The organism is Pseudoalteromonas sp. BZB3 (assembly GCF_040104455.1).
Classification (GTDB): Bacteria; Pseudomonadota; Gammaproteobacteria; order Enterobacterales; family Alteromonadaceae; genus Pseudoalteromonas.
The window spans coordinates 391,893-410,199 of the sequence record NZ_JBECOS010000010.1; the positions used below are offsets into that span (position 1 = coordinate 391,893).

Genomic DNA, 18,307 nt, shown 5'->3' on the forward strand with positions numbered 1-18,307 from the left:
TATATCACGATGCATAGACTAGGCAATGCTTCGACAATTAATTTACGCGCTTATGTAGCTCTTGTACTGAAGAAACCGTTGCACGGTCATCTGCAGAGTTTGCTTTACAATTAGCAAATGCAGCATTAAGCGTTGTTGTGTAGTTCACTTTGCCCTGTAGTGCACCACGACGAAGTACTTTAGAGTCTTCGATTGCTTGACGACCTTCCGTAGTATTTACAATGTAGCTGTATTCACCATTTTTGATACGGTCAAGAATATGAGGACGACCTTCAAATACTTTGTTTACACGACGAGCTTCAATACCTGCGTCTTCTAATGCTTTCGCAGTACCGCCAGTTGCGTCTAGTTCAAAGCCTAATTCACGCATCGTTCGAGCAAGCTCAACGAGACGCTTCTTATCGCTGTTACGAACTGAAAGTAGCGCACGACCACCACGTGGCATTACGTTACCTGCACCAAGCTGTGCTTTAGCGAATGCTTCAGCGAATGTGTCACCCACACCCATTACTTCACCTGTTGAGCGCATTTCAGGACCACGCATTGGGTCAACGCCAGGGAACTTAGCGAATGGAAGTACCACTTCTTTTACGCTGTAGTAAGGAGGAATGATTTCTTTCGTTACGCCTTGGCTTGCAAGTGACTGACCCGCCATACAACGTGCAGCTACTTTAGCAAGTGCAACACCCGTTGCCTTAGATACAAATGGTACAGTACGCGCTGCACGAGGGTTAACCTCGATTAGGTATACTTCGCCATCTTTAACAGCAAACTGGGTATTCATTAGACCCACAACGCCAAGCTCTAACGCCATGCGCGTTACTTGGTCACGCATGCGGTCTTGGATTTCAGGGCTTAATGAGTAAGCTGGTAGTGAACATGCTGAGTCACCTGAGTGAACACCTGCTTGCTCGATGTGCTCCATGATACCACCAATGATAACTTGCTCACCGTCACAGATAGCATCTACGTCGATTTCAATCGCGTCATCTAGGAAACGGTCAAGTAGTACTGGCGCTTCGTTAGACGCTTGTACCGCTTCAGTCATGTAACGACGTAAATCGTCTTCGTCGTATACGATTTCCATCGCACGACCGCCCAGTACGTATGAAGGACGAACAACCAGTGGGAAACCGATTTCTTGAGACTTAGCCACTGCTTCTTCTAGTGAAGTAACCGTTGCATTCTCTGGCTGAAGAAGGTCTAAACGCTCAACCATTTGCTGGAAGCGCTCACGGTCTTCTGCACGGTCGATTGCATCTGGCGAAGTACCAATTATTGGTACACCGTTCGCTTCAAGTTCACGCGCTAGTTTAAGTGGTGTTTGACCACCGTATTGCACGATAACGCCTTTTGGCTTTTCAACACGAACGATTTCTAGTACGTCTTCTAGCGTGATAGGCTCGAAGAATAGACGGTCTGATGTGTCGTAGTCGGTAGAAACTGTCTCAGGGTTACAGTTAACCATAATCGTTTCGTAACCATCTTCACGCATTGCAAGGGCTGCGTGTACACAACAGTAATCGAATTCGATACCTTGACCGATACGGTTAGGACCACCGCCGATAACCATGATCTTGTCTTTGTCTGATGGGTTCGCTTCACACTCTTCATCGTATGATGAGTACATGTAAGCTGTGTCTGAGCTAAATTCTGCCGCACACGTATCTACGCGCTTGTATACAGGAAGAACTTCTAGCGTATGACGCTTTTTACGTACTTCTGATTCGCTCACACCTAATAGTTCCGCGATACGCGCATCAGCAAAGCCTTTACGCTTTAAGCGACGTAAGAAATCTTTGTTAAGGCCAGCCATGCCGCCTTCAACGATTTTAGCTTCATCTTTGATGATGTCTTCGATTTGAACTAGGTACCAACGGTCAATCTTAGTCAACTCGAATACATCTTCAACGCTCATGCCGTGACGCATTGCATCAGCAACATACCAAATACGCTCTGCGCCTGGCTCACGTAATTCACGAACGATTTTTTCTTTCGCGCTAGGATCATCTAGTGCGACAACTGGATTGAAACCTGTTGCACCAACTTCTAAGCCACGAAGTGCTTTTTGAAGTGACTCTTGCTGGTTACGGCCGATTGCCATAACTTCACCTACCGACTTCATCTGAGTCGTTAGACGGTCGTTAGAACCTGCGAATTTTTCGAAGTTGAAACGAGGGATCTTAGTTACAACGTAGTCGATTGACGGCTCGAACGATGCAGGTGTTGCGCCACCTGTGATGTCGTTTTGAAGCTCGTCTAGGGTGTAACCTACTGCTAATTTTGCAGCGATTTTCGCAATTGGGAAACCTGTTGCTTTGGATGCAAGTGCAGATGAACGAGATACACGCGGGTTCATTTCGATGATAACCATACGGCCGTCAGCTGGGTTTACACCAAACTGTACGTTTGAACCACCTGTTTCAACACCGATCTCGCGAAGAACTGCCATCGATGCGTTACGCATTAGCTGGTATTCTTTGTCAGTCAGCGTTTGTGCCGGTGCTACTGTAATTGAGTCACCAGTGTGAACACCCATTGGGTCGAAGTTCTCGATAGAACATACGATGATACAGTTGTCGTTTTTGTCACGAACAACTTCCATCTCGTACTCTTTCCAACCTAGTAAGCTTTCATCGATAAGAAGCTCGCTTGTAGGTGAAAGGTCAAGACCACGTGTACAAATTTCTTCGAATTCTTCCATGTTGTAAGCAACACCACCACCGGTACCACCCATGGTGAAAGAAGGACGAATAATACATGGGAAGCCGATACGCGTTAACGTGTCACGCGCTTCATCCATTGAGTGTGCAATTTCTGCGCGAGGACACTCAAGGCCAATTGCCTTCATCGCAGCATCAAAACGCTCACGGTTTTCTGCTTTGTCGATTGCGTCTGCTGTTGCACCAATTAGCTCAACGCCGTGCTTTGCAAGTACGCCGTGCTTGTCTAGGTCAAGAGCACAGTTAAGCGCAGTCTGACCACCCATAGTAGGAAGGACTGCATCTGGCTTTTCTTTTTCAATGATACGTTCAACAACTTCCCAGTGAATTGGCTCGATATAAGTCGCATCAGCCATTTCTGGGTCAGTCATGATAGTTGCAGGGTTTGAGTTAACTAGGATAACTCGGTAACCCTCTTCTCTAAGTGCTTTACAAGCTTGCGCGCCTGAGTAGTCAAACTCACACGCCTGACCGATAACGATCGGGCCTGCACCTAAAATTAGAATACTTTGTATGTCGGTACGTTTTGGCATGGTTACTCCGCTCTAATTACGCTTTACGTGCTTGCATTAGTTCAATGAAATGGTCGAACAGTGGCGCAGCGTCGTGAGGACCTGGGCTCGCTTCTGGGTGACCTTGGAAGCTAAATGCTGGCTTATCAGTACGGTGAATACCTTGTAATGTGCCATCGAATAACGATACGTGAGTAGCACGTAAGTTTTCTGGTAGGCTTGCTTCATCCGCTGCGAAACCGTGGTTTTGCGCAGTGATCATCACAACATTACGGTCTAGGTCTTTAACCGGGTGGTTACCACCGTGGTGACCAAACTTCATCTTCACCGTTTGCGCGCCTGAAGCTAGGGCTAAAAGCTGGTGACCTAAACAGATACCAAAAATTGGCGTGTCTGTTTCAAGGAAAGTTTTGATTGCTTCGATAGCGTAAGTACACGGCTCTGGATCACCAGGGCCATTTGAAAGGAAGATACCATCTGGGTTTAATGCTAACACGTCTGCAGCGGAGGTTTCTGCAGGAACAACTGTTAGTTTACAACCACGGTCTACTAGCATACGAAGGATGTTTTTCTTCACACCGAAGTCATAAGCAACAACGTGGAATTTTGCATCTTCATCTGCAAGTGTTTTAAAGCCCTCGCCAAGCGTCCAGCTTGTCTCGTTCCATGTGTACTGCTCTTTTGTACACACAACTTTGGCTAAATCCATACCTTTTAGGCCCGGGAAAGCTTGTGCAGCTTCTAGTGCCTTTTGCTCGTCAATATCACCAGCGATGATACAACCGTTTTGCGCGCCTTTGTCACGTAAAATACGCGTTAACTTACGTGTATCGATATCTGCGATACCTAAAATATTGCGCTGCTTTAAGTAATCATCTAGTGATTGCTCGTTACGGAAGTTACTAGCAAGCAAAGGTAAGTCACGAATTACTAGGCCTTTCGCCCAGATTTTGTTCGCTTCTTCATCTTCGCTATTAGTACCCGTATTACCGATATGTGGGTAAGTCAGAGTTACGATCTGTTCTGCGTACGATGGATCAGTCAAAATTTCCTGATAACCAGTCATCGAAGTGTTGAATACAACTTCACCAACTGACATACCGTCAGCACCGATAGCTGTACCGCGGAACACTGTGCCGTCTTCTAGGACTAACAGAGCGGATTTAGTCAAGTTAACCTCCTAATGGTAAAAAACGGGACCCAGCCAACAAAGCCGGAATACCCGTTTAAAAAGCGCTTGGTAACACGCCACTTATGAAAATTTGGCAAATTCCAAGTATTTTAGATGAAAACTTGAGAAAGGTCTATGATAAAACCTTAAAAAATTAAAAATATCCCCTTTAACTGTTTTTTTACTTGAAACGGTTAAAAAAGTAACTTTTCTATCTAAATCCTAGCACATCTTGCATAGTATAAAGTCCAACTGGCTTGTCTTTTAACCAAGCTGCAGCCCTTACAGCGCCTTTAGCAAAGGTCATTTTAGAGCTTGCTTTGTGGGTTAATTCAAGTCTTTCGCCTTCTGCAGCAAAATAAGCCGTATGTTCACCTACTATGTCACCGCCACGCATCACTGAATAGCCAATCTCTTTTTGAGATTTTTCATGTTCGTCTTGACTACGATCAAAGATAGCAACTTCATCATGATCCCAGCCTTTGGCCTGTGCAATCGCTTCACCAATCATCAAAGCAGTCCCCGATGGGGCATCGATTTTATGTCTGTGGTGCAACTCGAACACTTCAATGTCTACATCATCGCTCAGCGTTTTTGCAGCTTGTTTTACAAGGTTTTCTAGTAAGTTAATACCCACAGAGAAATTACGAGAGAACACGATTGGAATATGTTTCGCCGCTTGTTCAAGCTCTGTCATATCTTCAGCGGTTAAACCTGTTGTGCCAATCACTAAAGGCGTTTTACGCGCTAGCGCTGTTGCTAAGTGCTTTTTCATACCCGCAGGTAAAGTGAAATCAATGGCTACATCGACGTTTTCGGCAATCACAGCTTCTGTTGAGAAAGCAACGTCCGTTTCACCCTGATTAATAAAATGCTGCACTTTAGTGCCGATTAAATCATTTTGGTCACGTACATAAGCCGCCGCGAGTGAAGTATTACCTGAAATAAGCGCTGCTTCACACAACACTTTGCCCATTCGGCCATTGGCGCCAAAAATTGCGATGTTAGTCATATTCATCCCCATTCAAATTTTCTGTGTTTATACAGAGTTTGTAGCCATAAATCATCTTTAAAAATTTCATATATTATGTTTTCGCTGAAACTAAAGTTAGCCTCCGTACTTAAATTAGGTCCATATAATGCTAAAAAGAGTAATAACTACTTTAACTGACGAAATCGGCATGGAATGCAATAAAGTTTTAGAAGTTAATAGTTAAGTCATAAAACGAGATAAGCAATAAGTGTTAAGGTTCATTTAAATAGATTTGTGCTTTTCAAAAAGCCTTCCTAGCCTTATCTGTTATGCAGCTATCCACTAATTTACAGATAAAAGATTAAAGTCGCATCTTAGGGCTTTTTTCATGGATTAAGTTTGACAAAACATCTAGCCATCTATACATTCACACATCCTTTTTATCGCTTGAATTATGCACGTAATTGTGTGAACAATGGTTGCATAATAAAAATAACTATTTCTTAATATGAGGTTTACATGCAGGCGTCTGTAAACAAGGTAGCAGCCAAGTTGTCGCTACTGCCTTTACTAACCTTTGTGGCACTCTTTTTAGGTGCAGGCTTATACCTACAATCGCAAGGCGTAGATTATGCGTTCTACCAGTTGCCTGCACCTGTAGCAATTTTACCTGCAATCGTTATCGCATTTTGGGTTAACCGCAAACCAATCAATGACAGTGTTGAAACCTTTATAAAAGGTGCAGGTCACTCAAACATCATCACCATGTGTTTAATTTACCTACTTGCAGGTGCGTTTTCTTCTGTTGCTGGCGCAACCGGTGGTGTTGATGCAGTTGTAAATGCCGGTTTATCGCTTATTCCACCTTCAATGTTACTACCCGGTCTATTTTTAATTGCTGCCGTAGTGTCAACGGCGATGGGCACATCAATGGGTACCATAGGTGCTATCGGTCCGATTGCGTATGCCGTATCACTGAAAACAGGTATCGACCCAGCGCTTATGGCGGGTACCATAGTTTCAGGTGCAATGTTTGGTGATAACTTATCGATTATTTCTGACACTACCATTGCTGCAACGCGCACGCAGGGCTGTGAAATGAAAGATAAGTTTAAAGAAAACTTAAAGATTGCCATCCCTGCAGCTATTTTGACTATCGCGCTACTGACTTTCTTAACTCCTGAACCACAGGCTGTAGAAACTAAAGACTTTGATTGGTTGTTAGTACTACCTTATGCGTTTATTTTAGTGCTGGCTGTTGCGGGTCTAAATGTATTCGTGGTGCTATTTAGTGGCATTATTTTCGCCGCAGCGATGGGCTTTACAGCTAATTATGAAGTCGGCAGTTTCGCGAAAGACGTTTATAAAGGCTTTAGTGATATGCAAGAGATTTTCTTGCTATCTATGTTCATTGGCGGTCTGTCTGAGTTTATCCGTGTAAATGGCGGTCTTGATTATCTGGCACATAAGATCCAAGGTTTAACGGCGTTTATCGCGAAGTTTCACCGTAAAGTAGCTGATCAATTAGGCATCGCTGCATTAGTTCTTACCTCTAACCTGTGTATTGCTAACAATACAGTAAGTATCATTGTTGCAGGCCCAGTGGCTAAAAAGCTAGCTGAAGATGGAAAAATTTCTGCGAAACGCTCAGCAAGCTTACTCGATATTTTTGCTTGTGTAATGCAAGGGTCATTGCCTTATGGTGCGCAAGCATTATTACTTGGCGCGACCTTCAAGATCAGTCCGTGGGATGTCTCAACGTCATCTTTCTATTGCTTCATTTTGGCATTCACAGCAGTCGCTGTTATCTGCTTGCGCAGAAATAAAGCATAAAGACCAATAAAAACCACTTTTCTTGATTTATAGCCCCAATTTCTTTGGGGCTATATGTATACCCAAAATACCTCAAAAACAATGTTCAGAGCGCTTCTTATTAGCTCTAGAAATTGCAATGCCTCTCTACTTTCAATACTCTTTTTATACTTAACATAAGTGAATAAGCGCTTCTTTGGACGAGTTTGATTGACTTTCATACTGCATCATCTATTTTTGAGTGAGAACCACTGAATCATCAAATAGATTTCTTGTCTTAAAGCCAATCAATTCTCGCTGAACCTCGTCACTTGAAGTAATTTGGGTATATAATTCACATCATCCACCCTCTGCGAATAATTTATTATGAATCAAAACACCCGCTTATTAGCCTCACTCACACTATGTAGTTCTTTTTCTGCTACTGCGGCGAATTGGAGCGACACGCAATTTCACTTTAACTCTGGCGATGTAAAAAACCCTTTTAGTCAGCAAAGTGCGCAAACACAAATTTATTCCGTGCAGCATGCATCTGGATATGACTATGGTGATAACTTCTTTTTTATCGACTTTACTAAAGATGATTTAGATGACGGCTTTAATAACAACGACTTTTATGGCGAGTGGTATTCAAGCTTCTTAATGCCAAAAGCGTGGCAACCAAATGTGAATTCAGCAATGCAAAGTGCCAGCTTTGTGGCGGGTATTAATGTGTCTGGCGATGCTAAAGTCATTAAGTATTTACCGGGCGTAAAGTTAAACTGGAAGGCATCAGGATTTGATTTTCTTTCAACGACTTTTACGGCGTATATTGATGACAGTGAAGGCGTTGCAAAAGGCGGCGCGCCTACTCAAAGTGACAGCTGGATGTTCGATGTTGCTTGGGGCATGCCATTTAATATCGCAGAACATAAGTTTTACTTTACCGGTCATGTGGAATACATTGCCAATCGTGAAGATGAATTTGGCAATGATGTAAAAGGTTGGATCTTAGCTCAGCCTGCTGTGCGCTGGGATATAGGCCATGCTTTAATGGGCAAAGAAAAACAGCTTATGCTTGGCGTTGAGTGGCAATGGTGGCGTAACAAACTTGGCACAGATATCACTGAGTCTTCACCGCAACTCCATGTTGTTTGGCATTTCTAATTTTTGATTTCTAATTTACGAAGATGTGGGGCAAGTAGCCCCGCATATTTACATTGGGTATTGAAATACACGCCTAATTGCACTTCTAGCAAGGCCGTTTTTGCAAAAACGAGCTGAGCATATTCTTTATTGGTTTTTTGCTTTTCCAAAAAGCTCATATTGTCTGTAAACGCAAAATCAACACGTCCCTTTAGCAACAAATTAATGCCCTGCTCGACTGTCTCTACTGGCACAATAACCCCACCAGCTTGCTTTAATTGCCCTTGTATACCTTCGGTAATCGTTGTTCGTAACATGGCTAAACGTTTGTGATTAAAGTATTTGAAATCTTGCCAAGCAACCTGCTGTTGTTTGCTAATAAAACCGAGCAAAACTTTATCTTCACTGAGGGGAATGCGTTCAATAAATTCGCTCGGTGCCGGCGGGTAAAAACTTAGACACCAATCCGATTTAGTCAGCTGAGTTTGCGCTCTTGCAGGTGCTAGAAATCGAGGACGTAACTTAATAAGTTTTAGGTTTGCTAATTTTCTTTCTAAAAGCTCATTGGTGATACCATAGCTTTGCTCTGACTGCGTAATAAAGGGTGGGTAATCAATCGCTATTACATCTACTTTATGGGTACTTGCAAAGCTCTTGAAAGACAATGCGCAGCAAATAACAATTAAAATCCAATAAAACATACACCTTCCTTTATTCTCTGCTTAACCTTAGCATAGCCCTGAAACTTTCTAAGTATTATTGCCACAAAAAACGCGCCTATTGGCGCGTTTTTTTATCTCTTAAACTTTAACCTGGGTAGGTGTAGCTTGATTGCAGACCTAGTGGAATACCTAGACCCCAATAAGCCAGTAAGAACAAGCTCCAACCGATTAAGAAAGCAATTGAGTAAGGTAGCATCATCGCAATCAATGTACCGATGCCTGTGTCTTTCACATACTTCTGACAGTATACAACCACCAGCGGGAAGTAAGGCATAAGCGGTGTGATGATGTTTGAGCTTGAGTCACCAACACGGTAAGCCGCTTGGCTTAAGTCTGGTGAAATACCGAGTTGCATTAGCATAGGCACAAAGATTGGACCTAGTAACGCCCACTTTGCAGAGCTTGAGCCAACAAATAAGTTAACAAATGCAGTTAAGAAAATGATACCAATCACAGTGATGTAACTTGGTAAAGCAAGTGCTTTAAGTACTTCCGCACCTTCAATTGCCAATAATGCACCAAGGTTTGACTGGCTGAACGCAGAGATAAACAAGGCACAGAAGAACGCCATAACAATGTAGTAAGCCATGCTGCCCATTGCTTTACTCATGGCATCAATCATGTCTTTCGATGACTTAAAAGTACCAACCATGAAACCAAAGATGGCACCAGGGATCCAAAATAGTAAGAAGATAAGTGGCACAATTGATTGCATAAGCGGTGCACTAAAATCAGTCAGTGACCCATTCGGACTGCGAAGTGCTGAGTCTTCACCGCTTGATGCATAAGCTAATAATGCAAGACCCGCAATCATCACTGAAGATGCAACCAAGAATGCTTTACGCTCTTTAGAAGTGACTTCATCAAAAGAAGGTAGGTTGTCAGTATCGCCATCTACTTTAGTAGCCTGTAAACGAGGCTCAATGATTTTATCAGTAATGTACCAACCAAGTAGGATGATAAATACGCTCGACGCTGAGGTGAAGAACCAGTTGTTTAGTGGGTTTACCGCAATCGTTGGGTCGATGATTTGTGCAGAGCTTTGCGTGAAGCTTTGTAGTAATGGGTCAATACCAGACGGTACGAAGTTAGCACTGAAGCCACCACTTACACCTGCAAATGCGGCTGCGATACCCGCTAGAGGGTGGCGGCCCATGGCATAGTAAATTACACCCGCAATTGGAATAACCAATACATAACCTGCATCAGTGGCTGTGTGGCTCACGATCGCGATTAAAATAATTGACGGCGTTAGTAATGCCTGCGGCGTGCGCTTAAGCATCATTTTTAAGCCAGCATTGATATAGCCTGAGTGCTCAGCAACACCCACACCTAACATAGCTACTAGCACTACACCTAATGGTGCGAAGCCTGTGAAAGTTTTAACCATTGAGGCTAAGAAACCTGCCAGGGCATCACCGCTTAACAGGTTGTGTACAACGATTGCTTCGCCAGTACGCGGATCGATTGCATCGAAAGTCGTACTTGAAAATAACCAAGAGAGTAACCATATAAGTAACATGGCAGATAAAAAGATAATGGCTGGATCTGGCAGTTTATTACCTACCCGCTCAATGCCATTAAGAAACTTGGCCACAGCACCGGTTGGCTGAGCCGTATTCGCTTGTTGAGTCATGCTTTCATCCAATAAAACAAAATTACTTAACCTTAACTTAGATTGCTACTCTCAAGCAAGATAACGTCCCCAAAGGCCATACGATCCGCTTAGTTAATAACCATAAAATTATTTTTTTGCGTTATCGCAATATTTAAGAATAAGAATTCCACTACAATACGCACAAATCATTAAAAGGATCCGACTTACCATGATAGATATTGATGATTCAGTGCTTAAAGACATTAAATCTGGTTTTAATCTTCCTCCTAAACCAGAACTACTGACTCAGCTTCAGCAAACGCTCAAAGATCCAGAGCCAGATTTAAATGACATCGCAAATTTAATCTCAACCGATGTTGCGACTTCAGCGGCCGTATTAAAAGTGATTAACTCTCCGAGTTATGGCCTTGCTAGAACCATTACTGATATTCGCCAAGCAGTGATGTTTTTAGGTTTAAACAGTATTGCCACACTTGTTAGCGGTTTCTTGCTAAAACAAGCATTCGATCAAAAAAGTTGCTGTATTAAACTTGAGCGCTTTTGGGATACGGCGACAGAAATTGCTGATGTTGCAACATTAATTGGCAAGAAAATAAAATCCAAAGTACCGACCGAAAACCTACATATGCTTGGGTTATTCCATGATGCCGGCATTCCTGCGCTTGCCGTAAAGTATAACGACTATGTAAAAGTACTCGGCGCCGCTAATCGAGATTATGATAAAAACCTAGTGCAGCATGAAGAAGAAGCCTACAAAACCAACCATGCGGTGATTGGGTATTTCTTAGCAAGCAGTTGGCACCTGCCAAAGAGCACTTGTCAGCTTATTTTACGCCATCACGATGCTGAGTATTTCACTGAAAAGCACACAGACGAAGAGCACATGACCCTCGCGACGCTAAAGATGGCCGAAAACCTTGTGCATACGCAGAAACGCTTTATTGCCGATCCTGACTGGCCGTTTATTAAAGACAAAGTGCTTAATGCTCTCGAATTAGAAGAAGATGACTACCAAGACATCAAAGAAGATGTTGAAGATTATTTTCAGGAGAAGTTTGGGTAGTTTTTAAAAGCTAACTATTTCATGATGTTAGAGCTGGCAATCTAGTTAGCTCTGCCCTTTTCTCTTCCATAAATTGAACTCATTTAAGCAATGCTTTAGCTGTTTTATCCCAACAAGGTTTCCTACTACTATAAAAATATGTATATTGTATTCAATATTTACTGTTGAGCAGATAACAATGAAAATAAGAGCACTTGCATTAGCGACCAGTGTCGCACTTGGCCTTATTGGCTGTAATACCCTTGATACCAAAAACACATCAGATGAACCAGCAACCCCTATAGTAATTGTAGTGAGCGATGAGGCCAAAGCTTTAGTGCAAAACATTGTTAGCGCCGAACTTGATGACTTATGGAACACACAATTTGATCATCACCAAGCCGGTTTATTGCTCGCGGTTTCAGAAGCCATTCGTGAAGAAGTAAAACTATATGGCTTAACAAGCCAAAAATTAGAACGTTTAACTTATTACCTGCGTATTTTTAGTAGCTTTGGTCCTGCCAAAGACTGGCAAGCAGGCACTGCTGAATCATTAAACCAAGCATTACTTGCTATCGTTGAGCATAGTGACTTTTACACTATCGACGAGACGGTTGCTCGCATTCATGAAAACTACGCCACTGCGCTATTTCGCTTATACTTTAATGAAGCACTACAAAGTAAAACTGCCGAGCATATTCAGCCACTCTCTCAGCTTGTAACGCTTTACGGTGAAAGTGCGTTGCCTCAAGGCAATACAGATTACGGCAAAGTCGTCGATTACGCGATGTGGGAAGTGCTTAGAGCCGGTGCAGTACTGCCTTATGAAGCAAGACGTAAAAACAAAGAAGCATTTTCGGCTGCTGTTCAACAACAAAGTCTTTTACAAACCGCATTAGTTAATTTTATTAGCAGCAAAAATGCAATGCGAGAGGGAGATGACTGGCCTAAGCAACATGCATTATGGGCATTGGCACAGCATTACAACTTATACGTCACGCAGTATTGGAACGAATACTACACCCTAGACGAAGAAGCCCAAAAGAGCTTAAACGATGATAAAACCAGTTTACCTGTTGAAGCCAAACTAGAGCAGCTCGACAACCAAGTATGGCAAGCGCTTGGCAAAGACAACACGCTTTCAGAGCTTGAAAAGCAGACTCTTTACAGCATTCCTTATATGGTGACGTCGTTTAGAGGTAAGTCAGAGTGTAGTGAAGCGCCGTTAAAAGGTCGTTGTATTGAACCTAAAATTGCCGATGTATTGCCGATTAAGCATGAGTGCTCAAAAAGTGCTTACATTTTAGCGCAAGCGATGAGCAAAAAAGAGCTGAATGATTCATGTCAGCGCTTAAACGAGCAAGTGGATACCTTCCATGAGAAACTCGCAACGCAACGCCAACCTGTAGCGAATGATTTCAACGACCAGCTTCGTATTGTGATCTTTGATAACCACGCCGAGTACAACCGCTGGGGCCAACTTATCTTTGATATTCACACTGACAATGGCGGCATGTATATCGAAGGCACAACCCAAGACCCTGATAACATCGCAACCTTCTATACTTTCGAGCACTTTTGGGTGCGCCCTAAGTTTGCGGTATGGAATCTAAATCACGAGTTTGTGCATTATTTAGATGGCCGCTTCAATAAGTACGACACGTTTAACCATTTCCCAAGCAACATGGTTTGGTGGTCTGAGGGCTTAGCAGAATATATTGCTGAAGGCGACAATAATCCACGTGCATTTAAAAAAGCGTTTGAGCTTAATGAGAAGGACTGGCCGAGTCTACAAGAGGTGTTCGACACTGAATATAAAGATGGACAAGACCGCGTTTATAAATGGAGCTATTTGGCCGTACGCTTTATGTTTGAAAAGCACCATGAAGATTATTTAAAGCTAGCGCACTTCTTACGTACCGACTTCTTCGATGGCTATAAAAAGCTGCTAGATGAGTCTGGTGAAAAATATGGCGCTGAATTCAAAACTTGGTTGCAAGCACACAAAGCCGAGCAAACAAAAAATAAAGCGAGAAAGGATCCAAAAAAACCACGTCAGTTTTATCGCTACACATATAAAGATTATCTGCAACCTAAGCATTTAAAGGCAGACAAAGCGCACATGCATTGGCAATACTGGCATGAGAATGCATCAACAACAGAGAAAAGAGATTAATTCAACAGTTTCCCTTTGAGTTATCAAAGTCATCCTCGAAAGTTGGTGGCTTTTTTATTTTGACTTGCCATCAAGTTAATCTAAACCACTTCATTAAATCAAAAACATACTTTTATAGGCTTTTAAAGAATTAATAGAAATCTTGTTTTATTTTATTCAAACAGTCTAAATTTTGATGCCTAAGTAGATAATTAACCGGGTTGATCGCGTTCCAAATATGACCACAAAATTAAAAAATTCAAGTATGTATTTTTGGTATGCATTGCACTATGCAAAAAATAAAAAAATAACACATCAAAAAACAACTTTTACCCATTAAATTCAATAATTTACAAAAAAGCAATGCTGGTGCAAATTTTGCTTTATCAAAAGCAATAAATGAGAGGTACCCATTATGATCAAAAATCTTACTAATAAGGCGTTTAAACCGAGCACACTTTTACTGATAGCGGTTGCAACCCATGTCAACGCGGATCAGTCCTGTCTTGATGGTCTCTTTGCGATTGATAGAAAAGCTGAAGCGGGTCAAAGTAGCCTTTACCATATTGATTTAACTAATAAAACTTACAGCCCACTCGCAGATTCTGCAATAGCAGTGAGTAACCTTGCAGCAAACAACGACACACTCATTATGTTTAAACGTTTAGACAGTGAGACCAATGCGTCTAAAATTTATCAATATGACCTGTCTTCTGGTGAAACAACAGAAATTGCAGATACAACCAGTTACCCGATTAAACGCTCAGTCATGTCATCTGCCGATTTCATTTTAGCGACCAGTCAAACCTACATGTATCAATTTGACATTAATACTGGCGCAAAGACAGTGCTTGGCAAAATGCAGACTAACGACGCAAATTGGGATGACTTTAAACATGGTGACATTACTTATTCACTCGATGGAAATACAGTTTATGTCATTAATGCCAAGTCATTGTATACGCTTGACCAGAGCAATATGCAGCTAGATAAAATTGGCGAGCACAACCTCAATTGGCCTTCAGGTATTGCTACAGCGGAAGACGGAACAATGTATGTGTCTGCAAGGAACGCTGGAGAAAATGCCAAAATATACGCTATAAACCCACAAACAGCCGAAGCCCAGTTTGTTATGGAAGGACCTCGCAACATCGCAGATTTAACCTTTGTAACGCATTGTGGAAACCCTCTTTTAACCATCGCAGACGAATTTCAACAAGCGATTGATGATGCAAAATCATATTGGGATGCGAATCAACTAGGCGGTGCAGCTGCGAATGTGGCTGGGTTTAAAGACGGCTCGTTCAACTTTAACAAAGATGGCTTTTTGGTAGAAAGTAAAGACCGTTTAAATAAACACAATAAAAAAACAAAATATCCAAACTCAAATCGCTGTGCGAGGCTTTGGAATAATTTGTTAGACGAAAAATATGTACTTAACCGCTCTGGTGCAGGTCGCAAAAAGTCAAATGGTGACACCAAATGGTATTACTCAACAGCTGACGGGGCATTCAAAATAACGGGTGCAAAACAAGGGGTATGTACTTTTACATTGAATAATAATAACGCATTAAAGCTTAAATATGATTCTAAAACAGGGGTAGTTGATGTAAGTAAAGATTAGATAATATGCTTAATTACCTTTCAATAATCAGGCTAAGTGACTTGTATGAATTTAACTTAGCCTGATTACTTTTTAACTATGTCAAAGCCTTCTCATCGATAGGTTTTCGTGCTCTTGTAGTTTTCATTCAACCCTTCACATCAATTACAACTACCCTTTTTAACATGTTAGTAAGTTATTAAGACTTTGCGCTAAAGCTACTTTTAAAGTCTTCACTACTATCAAAACTTGATTGCGTTTTTAGCCGAACTTGAGCTGATATTTTTACACTTGCAGTTGAGATTTCTAGCGAGCATGCTCAGATCAAATACATATAATAGAATCAATTATTTATTGATACTGACTATGGCTTAGATATCAACTTTGAAAAGCAGTGAGCTTAAACACTAAATTCCTTATGTCGTTGTCGAACTCTATGTTTTTAATGACCATGTCAGCTTCTTTTCCGTTCAAGAGTTAATGCTTACTACAATATGAATTAGCCTTTTTGAAGAGAGACTACTCCATGCTCTACTCAGCTAAGGAAAGTACGAAGAGTAACAAATTTATTGTCTTGCAAGGTTTCAAATGACATATTATGACAACAGTCTAGATAGTTCGAAACGTTGATTCATTTATTTAAGAGGGGATAACTAAGGCTCAATTTACAATTGTTTAGTGTTTTACTTTAGTAACTGTTGCACCACAACATGAGTAGAAATAATGCAGTGGCTTGAATAATCAAGCTGAATGTACTCTTTTTATTCAAGCCTTCAAATATCTAGACAACTAGGTTGCATTCCACCATGACTGTCTAGCGATTAGTTAAATGGAGTAGCCGCTAAGCCAACTCTTTAACTTGCTCCCAGATATTAACAACGTGAGTTTTGTCATCTTCTGTGAGTTCGCCATTGCGATACGCTTTGACCAAACTTTTTTCGATTTGCTCGTTTAGCTCTTCAGGTGTTAAATCTTCACCCTCAACCTGTGCGTAACCGACAGCCAAGTCAAAGTGACCACGCAGGTAGCCACCAGCGAATAGTTCATCGTCATTGGCTCTATCTACTAAATCATCAAAAAACTGCTGCGCTGACTCTACGTATTGTTGAAATAACATCTTATCTCCTAGTTTAATTCTTCATGGCCAACGGCATACATCACATGGTCGTTATAGCCTGTGATCACTTTAATGTAACCACTTAATTCTTGATCTAATGCTTCATCACCTGTATCGGCGATAAGCGGTCTGCCATTTAGCGCTTGCAGCTTGGTTTTTGTCGCAATAACCATGATATTCTCTTTGCCAATTTTGCGAATAAGCGCTGGGCTTAATTGCTGATTACCACGGCCAAAGATGTGGCCTTGCCCACCTATCAAAGTGATCACTAATTTGGTTGGCATTTTTTCTGCGGCAGTCAATAAATCTGCGGCGATCATGTCTTGACCAATAAGCTCATGATCACAGATAAGGTCTACGCCTAATAAGGTGTTCTCAAGGCCAAGCTCTTCCATAACCGCTGCAACTGTTGAGCCTGAGCCCATGATATATTGCTCGTCATCTTCCATCTCGCTGATCACGAAAGCTGCAATATCGGCAAGCACCAATTCATCGCTCTCTTTACCGCCATTTTTAACGCTTTGCACATAGCGCAACTCGCTAGGTACTTGCATTTCACCGTAGCGTTTCGCTTTTACTGTACCTTGACGAAATGCCTCTTCGTCAATGTCCATCACGTCGGCTTCACCCAAAGTGACAAGCTCGCCTTTGACAAGCATATCAACGACACGGCCCGCAGCTTTTGGTGTGATTGCATATACGCCAGAGTGAATTTTGCACCCTGCCGGTACACCTAAAACAGGAATTGAATCATCAACGGCAGCACAAATATTACGCGCAGTGCCATCGCCCCCTGCGAATAGGATCATATCAACACCTTCGGCTAACAGCGCTTTTGCAGCTGCTTCAGTGTCTTCAGGGGTTGTCGGAGTGGCACTTTGATAAGCCACATACGTCTCAAAGCCCATTTCTTTAGCCAGTCGCTCGCCCATTTCACCATTGACGGTATAAACATGGATGTTTGCTTGGTTTTCTTTTAGTTGTTCAAGGGCTAATGCGGTACGAGCATTGGCTTTGGGCTCAGCACCTAATGCCATCGCCTTGGCTGCGGTATCACTGCCATCACTGCCTTTTAGCGCTACACTGCCACCCAATCCGGCAACTGGGTTAATGATCAATCCTAGTTTAAACTGCATCCAAAAACTCCTCTGGGCACTGCCAATCAAACTGCGCTGCAGTTAACGGCCATGGGGTTTTATAAAAGTCACTCAGTGCTTTTAATAACTCTTCGGTGCGAATGTTAAAGCCCTTTTCTAATAGCTCGAACACTTGCGCCTGTACGCGCTTTTGAAAGCTAAAACGACAGGTTTGCTCACCACTTAAATTGTCGACCGACACATTAAAATCAAACCCGGCTGCTGCGCTTAACGCCCATTCAATCGCCTGCGGTTTGATTTCTACTTTTTCAAACTCATGTTGTTGCTCTGCACTTCGACCATCAGGACAATACCAATACCCGTAATCTTCAAGCTCGCGACGACGCTCTCCTGCCACTAACCAATGAGCGATTTCGTGCAGCGCACTGGCATAAAAGCCATGGGCAAAAACCACTTGGTTGTATGGGACGTCGGCATTTTCAGGGAGGTAAATCGGCTCATGCTCACCTTTTATCAAGCGCGTGTTGTACGCTTCAGAGAATAGGCCATCAAAAATTTGCGTCAGTTCTGAAATGTGATGCGATATTGGGTTTGTCATTGGGTGTATCAAAGGGGCTAGAGATCCTAAATGATAGTG

The 18,307-nt window shown here is 42.3% G+C and carries 13 protein-coding genes; 5 read left to right on the top strand and 8 right to left on the bottom strand.

Going from position 1 to position 18,307, the window contains the following annotated elements:
• Positions 1-37: 37 nt before the first annotated feature.
• The 3 genes from carB to dapB all read right to left on the bottom strand — a co-directional run bounded on the left by carB (position 38) and on the right by dapB (position 5,418).
• Positions 38-3,256, bottom strand: a complete 3,219-nt coding sequence (gene carB / locus ABMY35_RS12160; RefSeq protein WP_349286434.1) for a carbamoyl-phosphate synthase large subunit — start codon at positions 3,254-3,256, stop codon at positions 38-40.
• Between the two features lie 16 nt (positions 3,257-3,272).
• The gene (gene carA / locus ABMY35_RS12165; RefSeq protein WP_058030558.1) at positions 3,273-4,406 is read right to left on the bottom strand and encodes a glutamine-hydrolyzing carbamoyl-phosphate synthase small subunit; all 1,134 of its coding nucleotides are present in this window, start codon (positions 4,404-4,406) and stop codon (positions 3,273-3,275) included.
• A 211-nt stretch (positions 4,407-4,617) separates the two neighbouring features.
• Entirely contained in the window at positions 4,618-5,418 is an 801-nt protein-coding gene (dapB, locus tag ABMY35_RS12170; protein ID WP_349286435.1) for a 4-hydroxy-tetrahydrodipicolinate reductase, read from the bottom strand.
• A 480-nt stretch (positions 5,419-5,898) separates the two neighbouring features.
• Between dapB and ABMY35_RS12175 the strand changes: the two genes are divergently transcribed.
• The gene (locus tag ABMY35_RS12175) at positions 5,899-7,212 is read left to right on the top strand and encodes a Na+/H+ antiporter NhaC family protein (protein WP_349286436.1); all 1,314 of its coding nucleotides are present in this window, start codon (positions 5,899-5,901) and stop codon (positions 7,210-7,212) included.
• A gap of 345 nt (positions 7,213-7,557) precedes the next feature.
• Positions 7,558-8,337 carry a nucleoside-binding protein gene (locus tag ABMY35_RS12180; RefSeq protein ID WP_349286437.1) on the top strand — a complete coding sequence of 260 codons (780 nt, stop codon included), beginning with the start codon at positions 7,558-7,560 and terminating at the stop codon, positions 8,335-8,337.
• Here ABMY35_RS12180 and ABMY35_RS12185 read toward each other — a convergent pair.
• Both ABMY35_RS12185 and ABMY35_RS12190 read right to left on the bottom strand, forming a co-directional pair.
• Positions 8,334-9,017, bottom strand: coding sequence for a hypothetical protein (locus tag ABMY35_RS12185; protein ID WP_349286438.1), 684 nt, complete (start codon positions 9,015-9,017; stop codon positions 8,334-8,336). The genes ABMY35_RS12180 and ABMY35_RS12185 overlap by 4 nt on opposite strands.
• A gap of 106 nt (positions 9,018-9,123) precedes the next feature.
• A complete protein-coding gene (locus ABMY35_RS12190; protein WP_058030575.1) occupies positions 9,124-10,674 on the bottom strand; it encodes an AbgT family transporter in 1,551 nt (516 codons plus the stop codon).
• A gap of 190 nt (positions 10,675-10,864) precedes the next feature.
• Between ABMY35_RS12190 and ABMY35_RS12195 the strand changes: the two genes are divergently transcribed.
• The 3 genes from ABMY35_RS12195 to ABMY35_RS12205 all read left to right on the top strand — a co-directional run bounded on the left by ABMY35_RS12195 (position 10,865) and on the right by ABMY35_RS12205 (position 15,477).
• Positions 10,865-11,719, top strand: coding sequence for an HDOD domain-containing protein (locus ABMY35_RS12195; protein ID WP_349286439.1), 855 nt, complete (start codon positions 10,865-10,867; stop codon positions 11,717-11,719).
• A gap of 178 nt (positions 11,720-11,897) precedes the next feature.
• On the top strand, positions 11,898-13,874 hold the full coding sequence (locus ABMY35_RS12200) for a collagenase (RefSeq protein ID WP_349286440.1): 1,977 nt from the start codon (positions 11,898-11,900) through the stop codon (positions 13,872-13,874).
• Positions 13,875-14,268: 394 nt separating this feature from the next.
• A complete protein-coding gene (locus ABMY35_RS12205) occupies positions 14,269-15,477 on the top strand; it encodes a beta-propeller fold lactonase family protein (protein ID WP_349286441.1) in 1,209 nt (402 codons plus the stop codon).
• 820 nt (positions 15,478-16,297) lie between these two features.
• Here the strand turns inward: ABMY35_RS12205 and ABMY35_RS12210 are convergent.
• The 3 genes from ABMY35_RS12210 to ABMY35_RS12220 are packed head-to-tail and all read right to left on the bottom strand — an operon-like array spanning position 16,298 to position 18,268.
• Positions 16,298-16,573: a YfcL family protein gene (locus ABMY35_RS12210; RefSeq protein WP_349286442.1), complete on the bottom strand. Its 276-nt coding sequence runs from the start codon at positions 16,571-16,573 to the stop codon at positions 16,298-16,300.
• 8 nt (positions 16,574-16,581) lie between these two features.
• Positions 16,582-17,709: an ATP-NAD kinase family protein gene (locus tag ABMY35_RS12215; protein ID WP_349286443.1), complete on the bottom strand. Its 1,128-nt coding sequence runs from the start codon at positions 17,707-17,709 to the stop codon at positions 16,582-16,584.
• Complete coding sequence (locus tag ABMY35_RS12220; protein ID WP_349286444.1) at positions 17,699-18,268, bottom strand: elongation factor P hydroxylase; 570 nt, start codon at positions 18,266-18,268, stop codon at positions 17,699-17,701. The genes ABMY35_RS12215 and ABMY35_RS12220 overlap by 11 nt, the downstream gene beginning before the upstream one ends.
• Positions 18,269-18,307 lie beyond the last annotated feature (39 nt).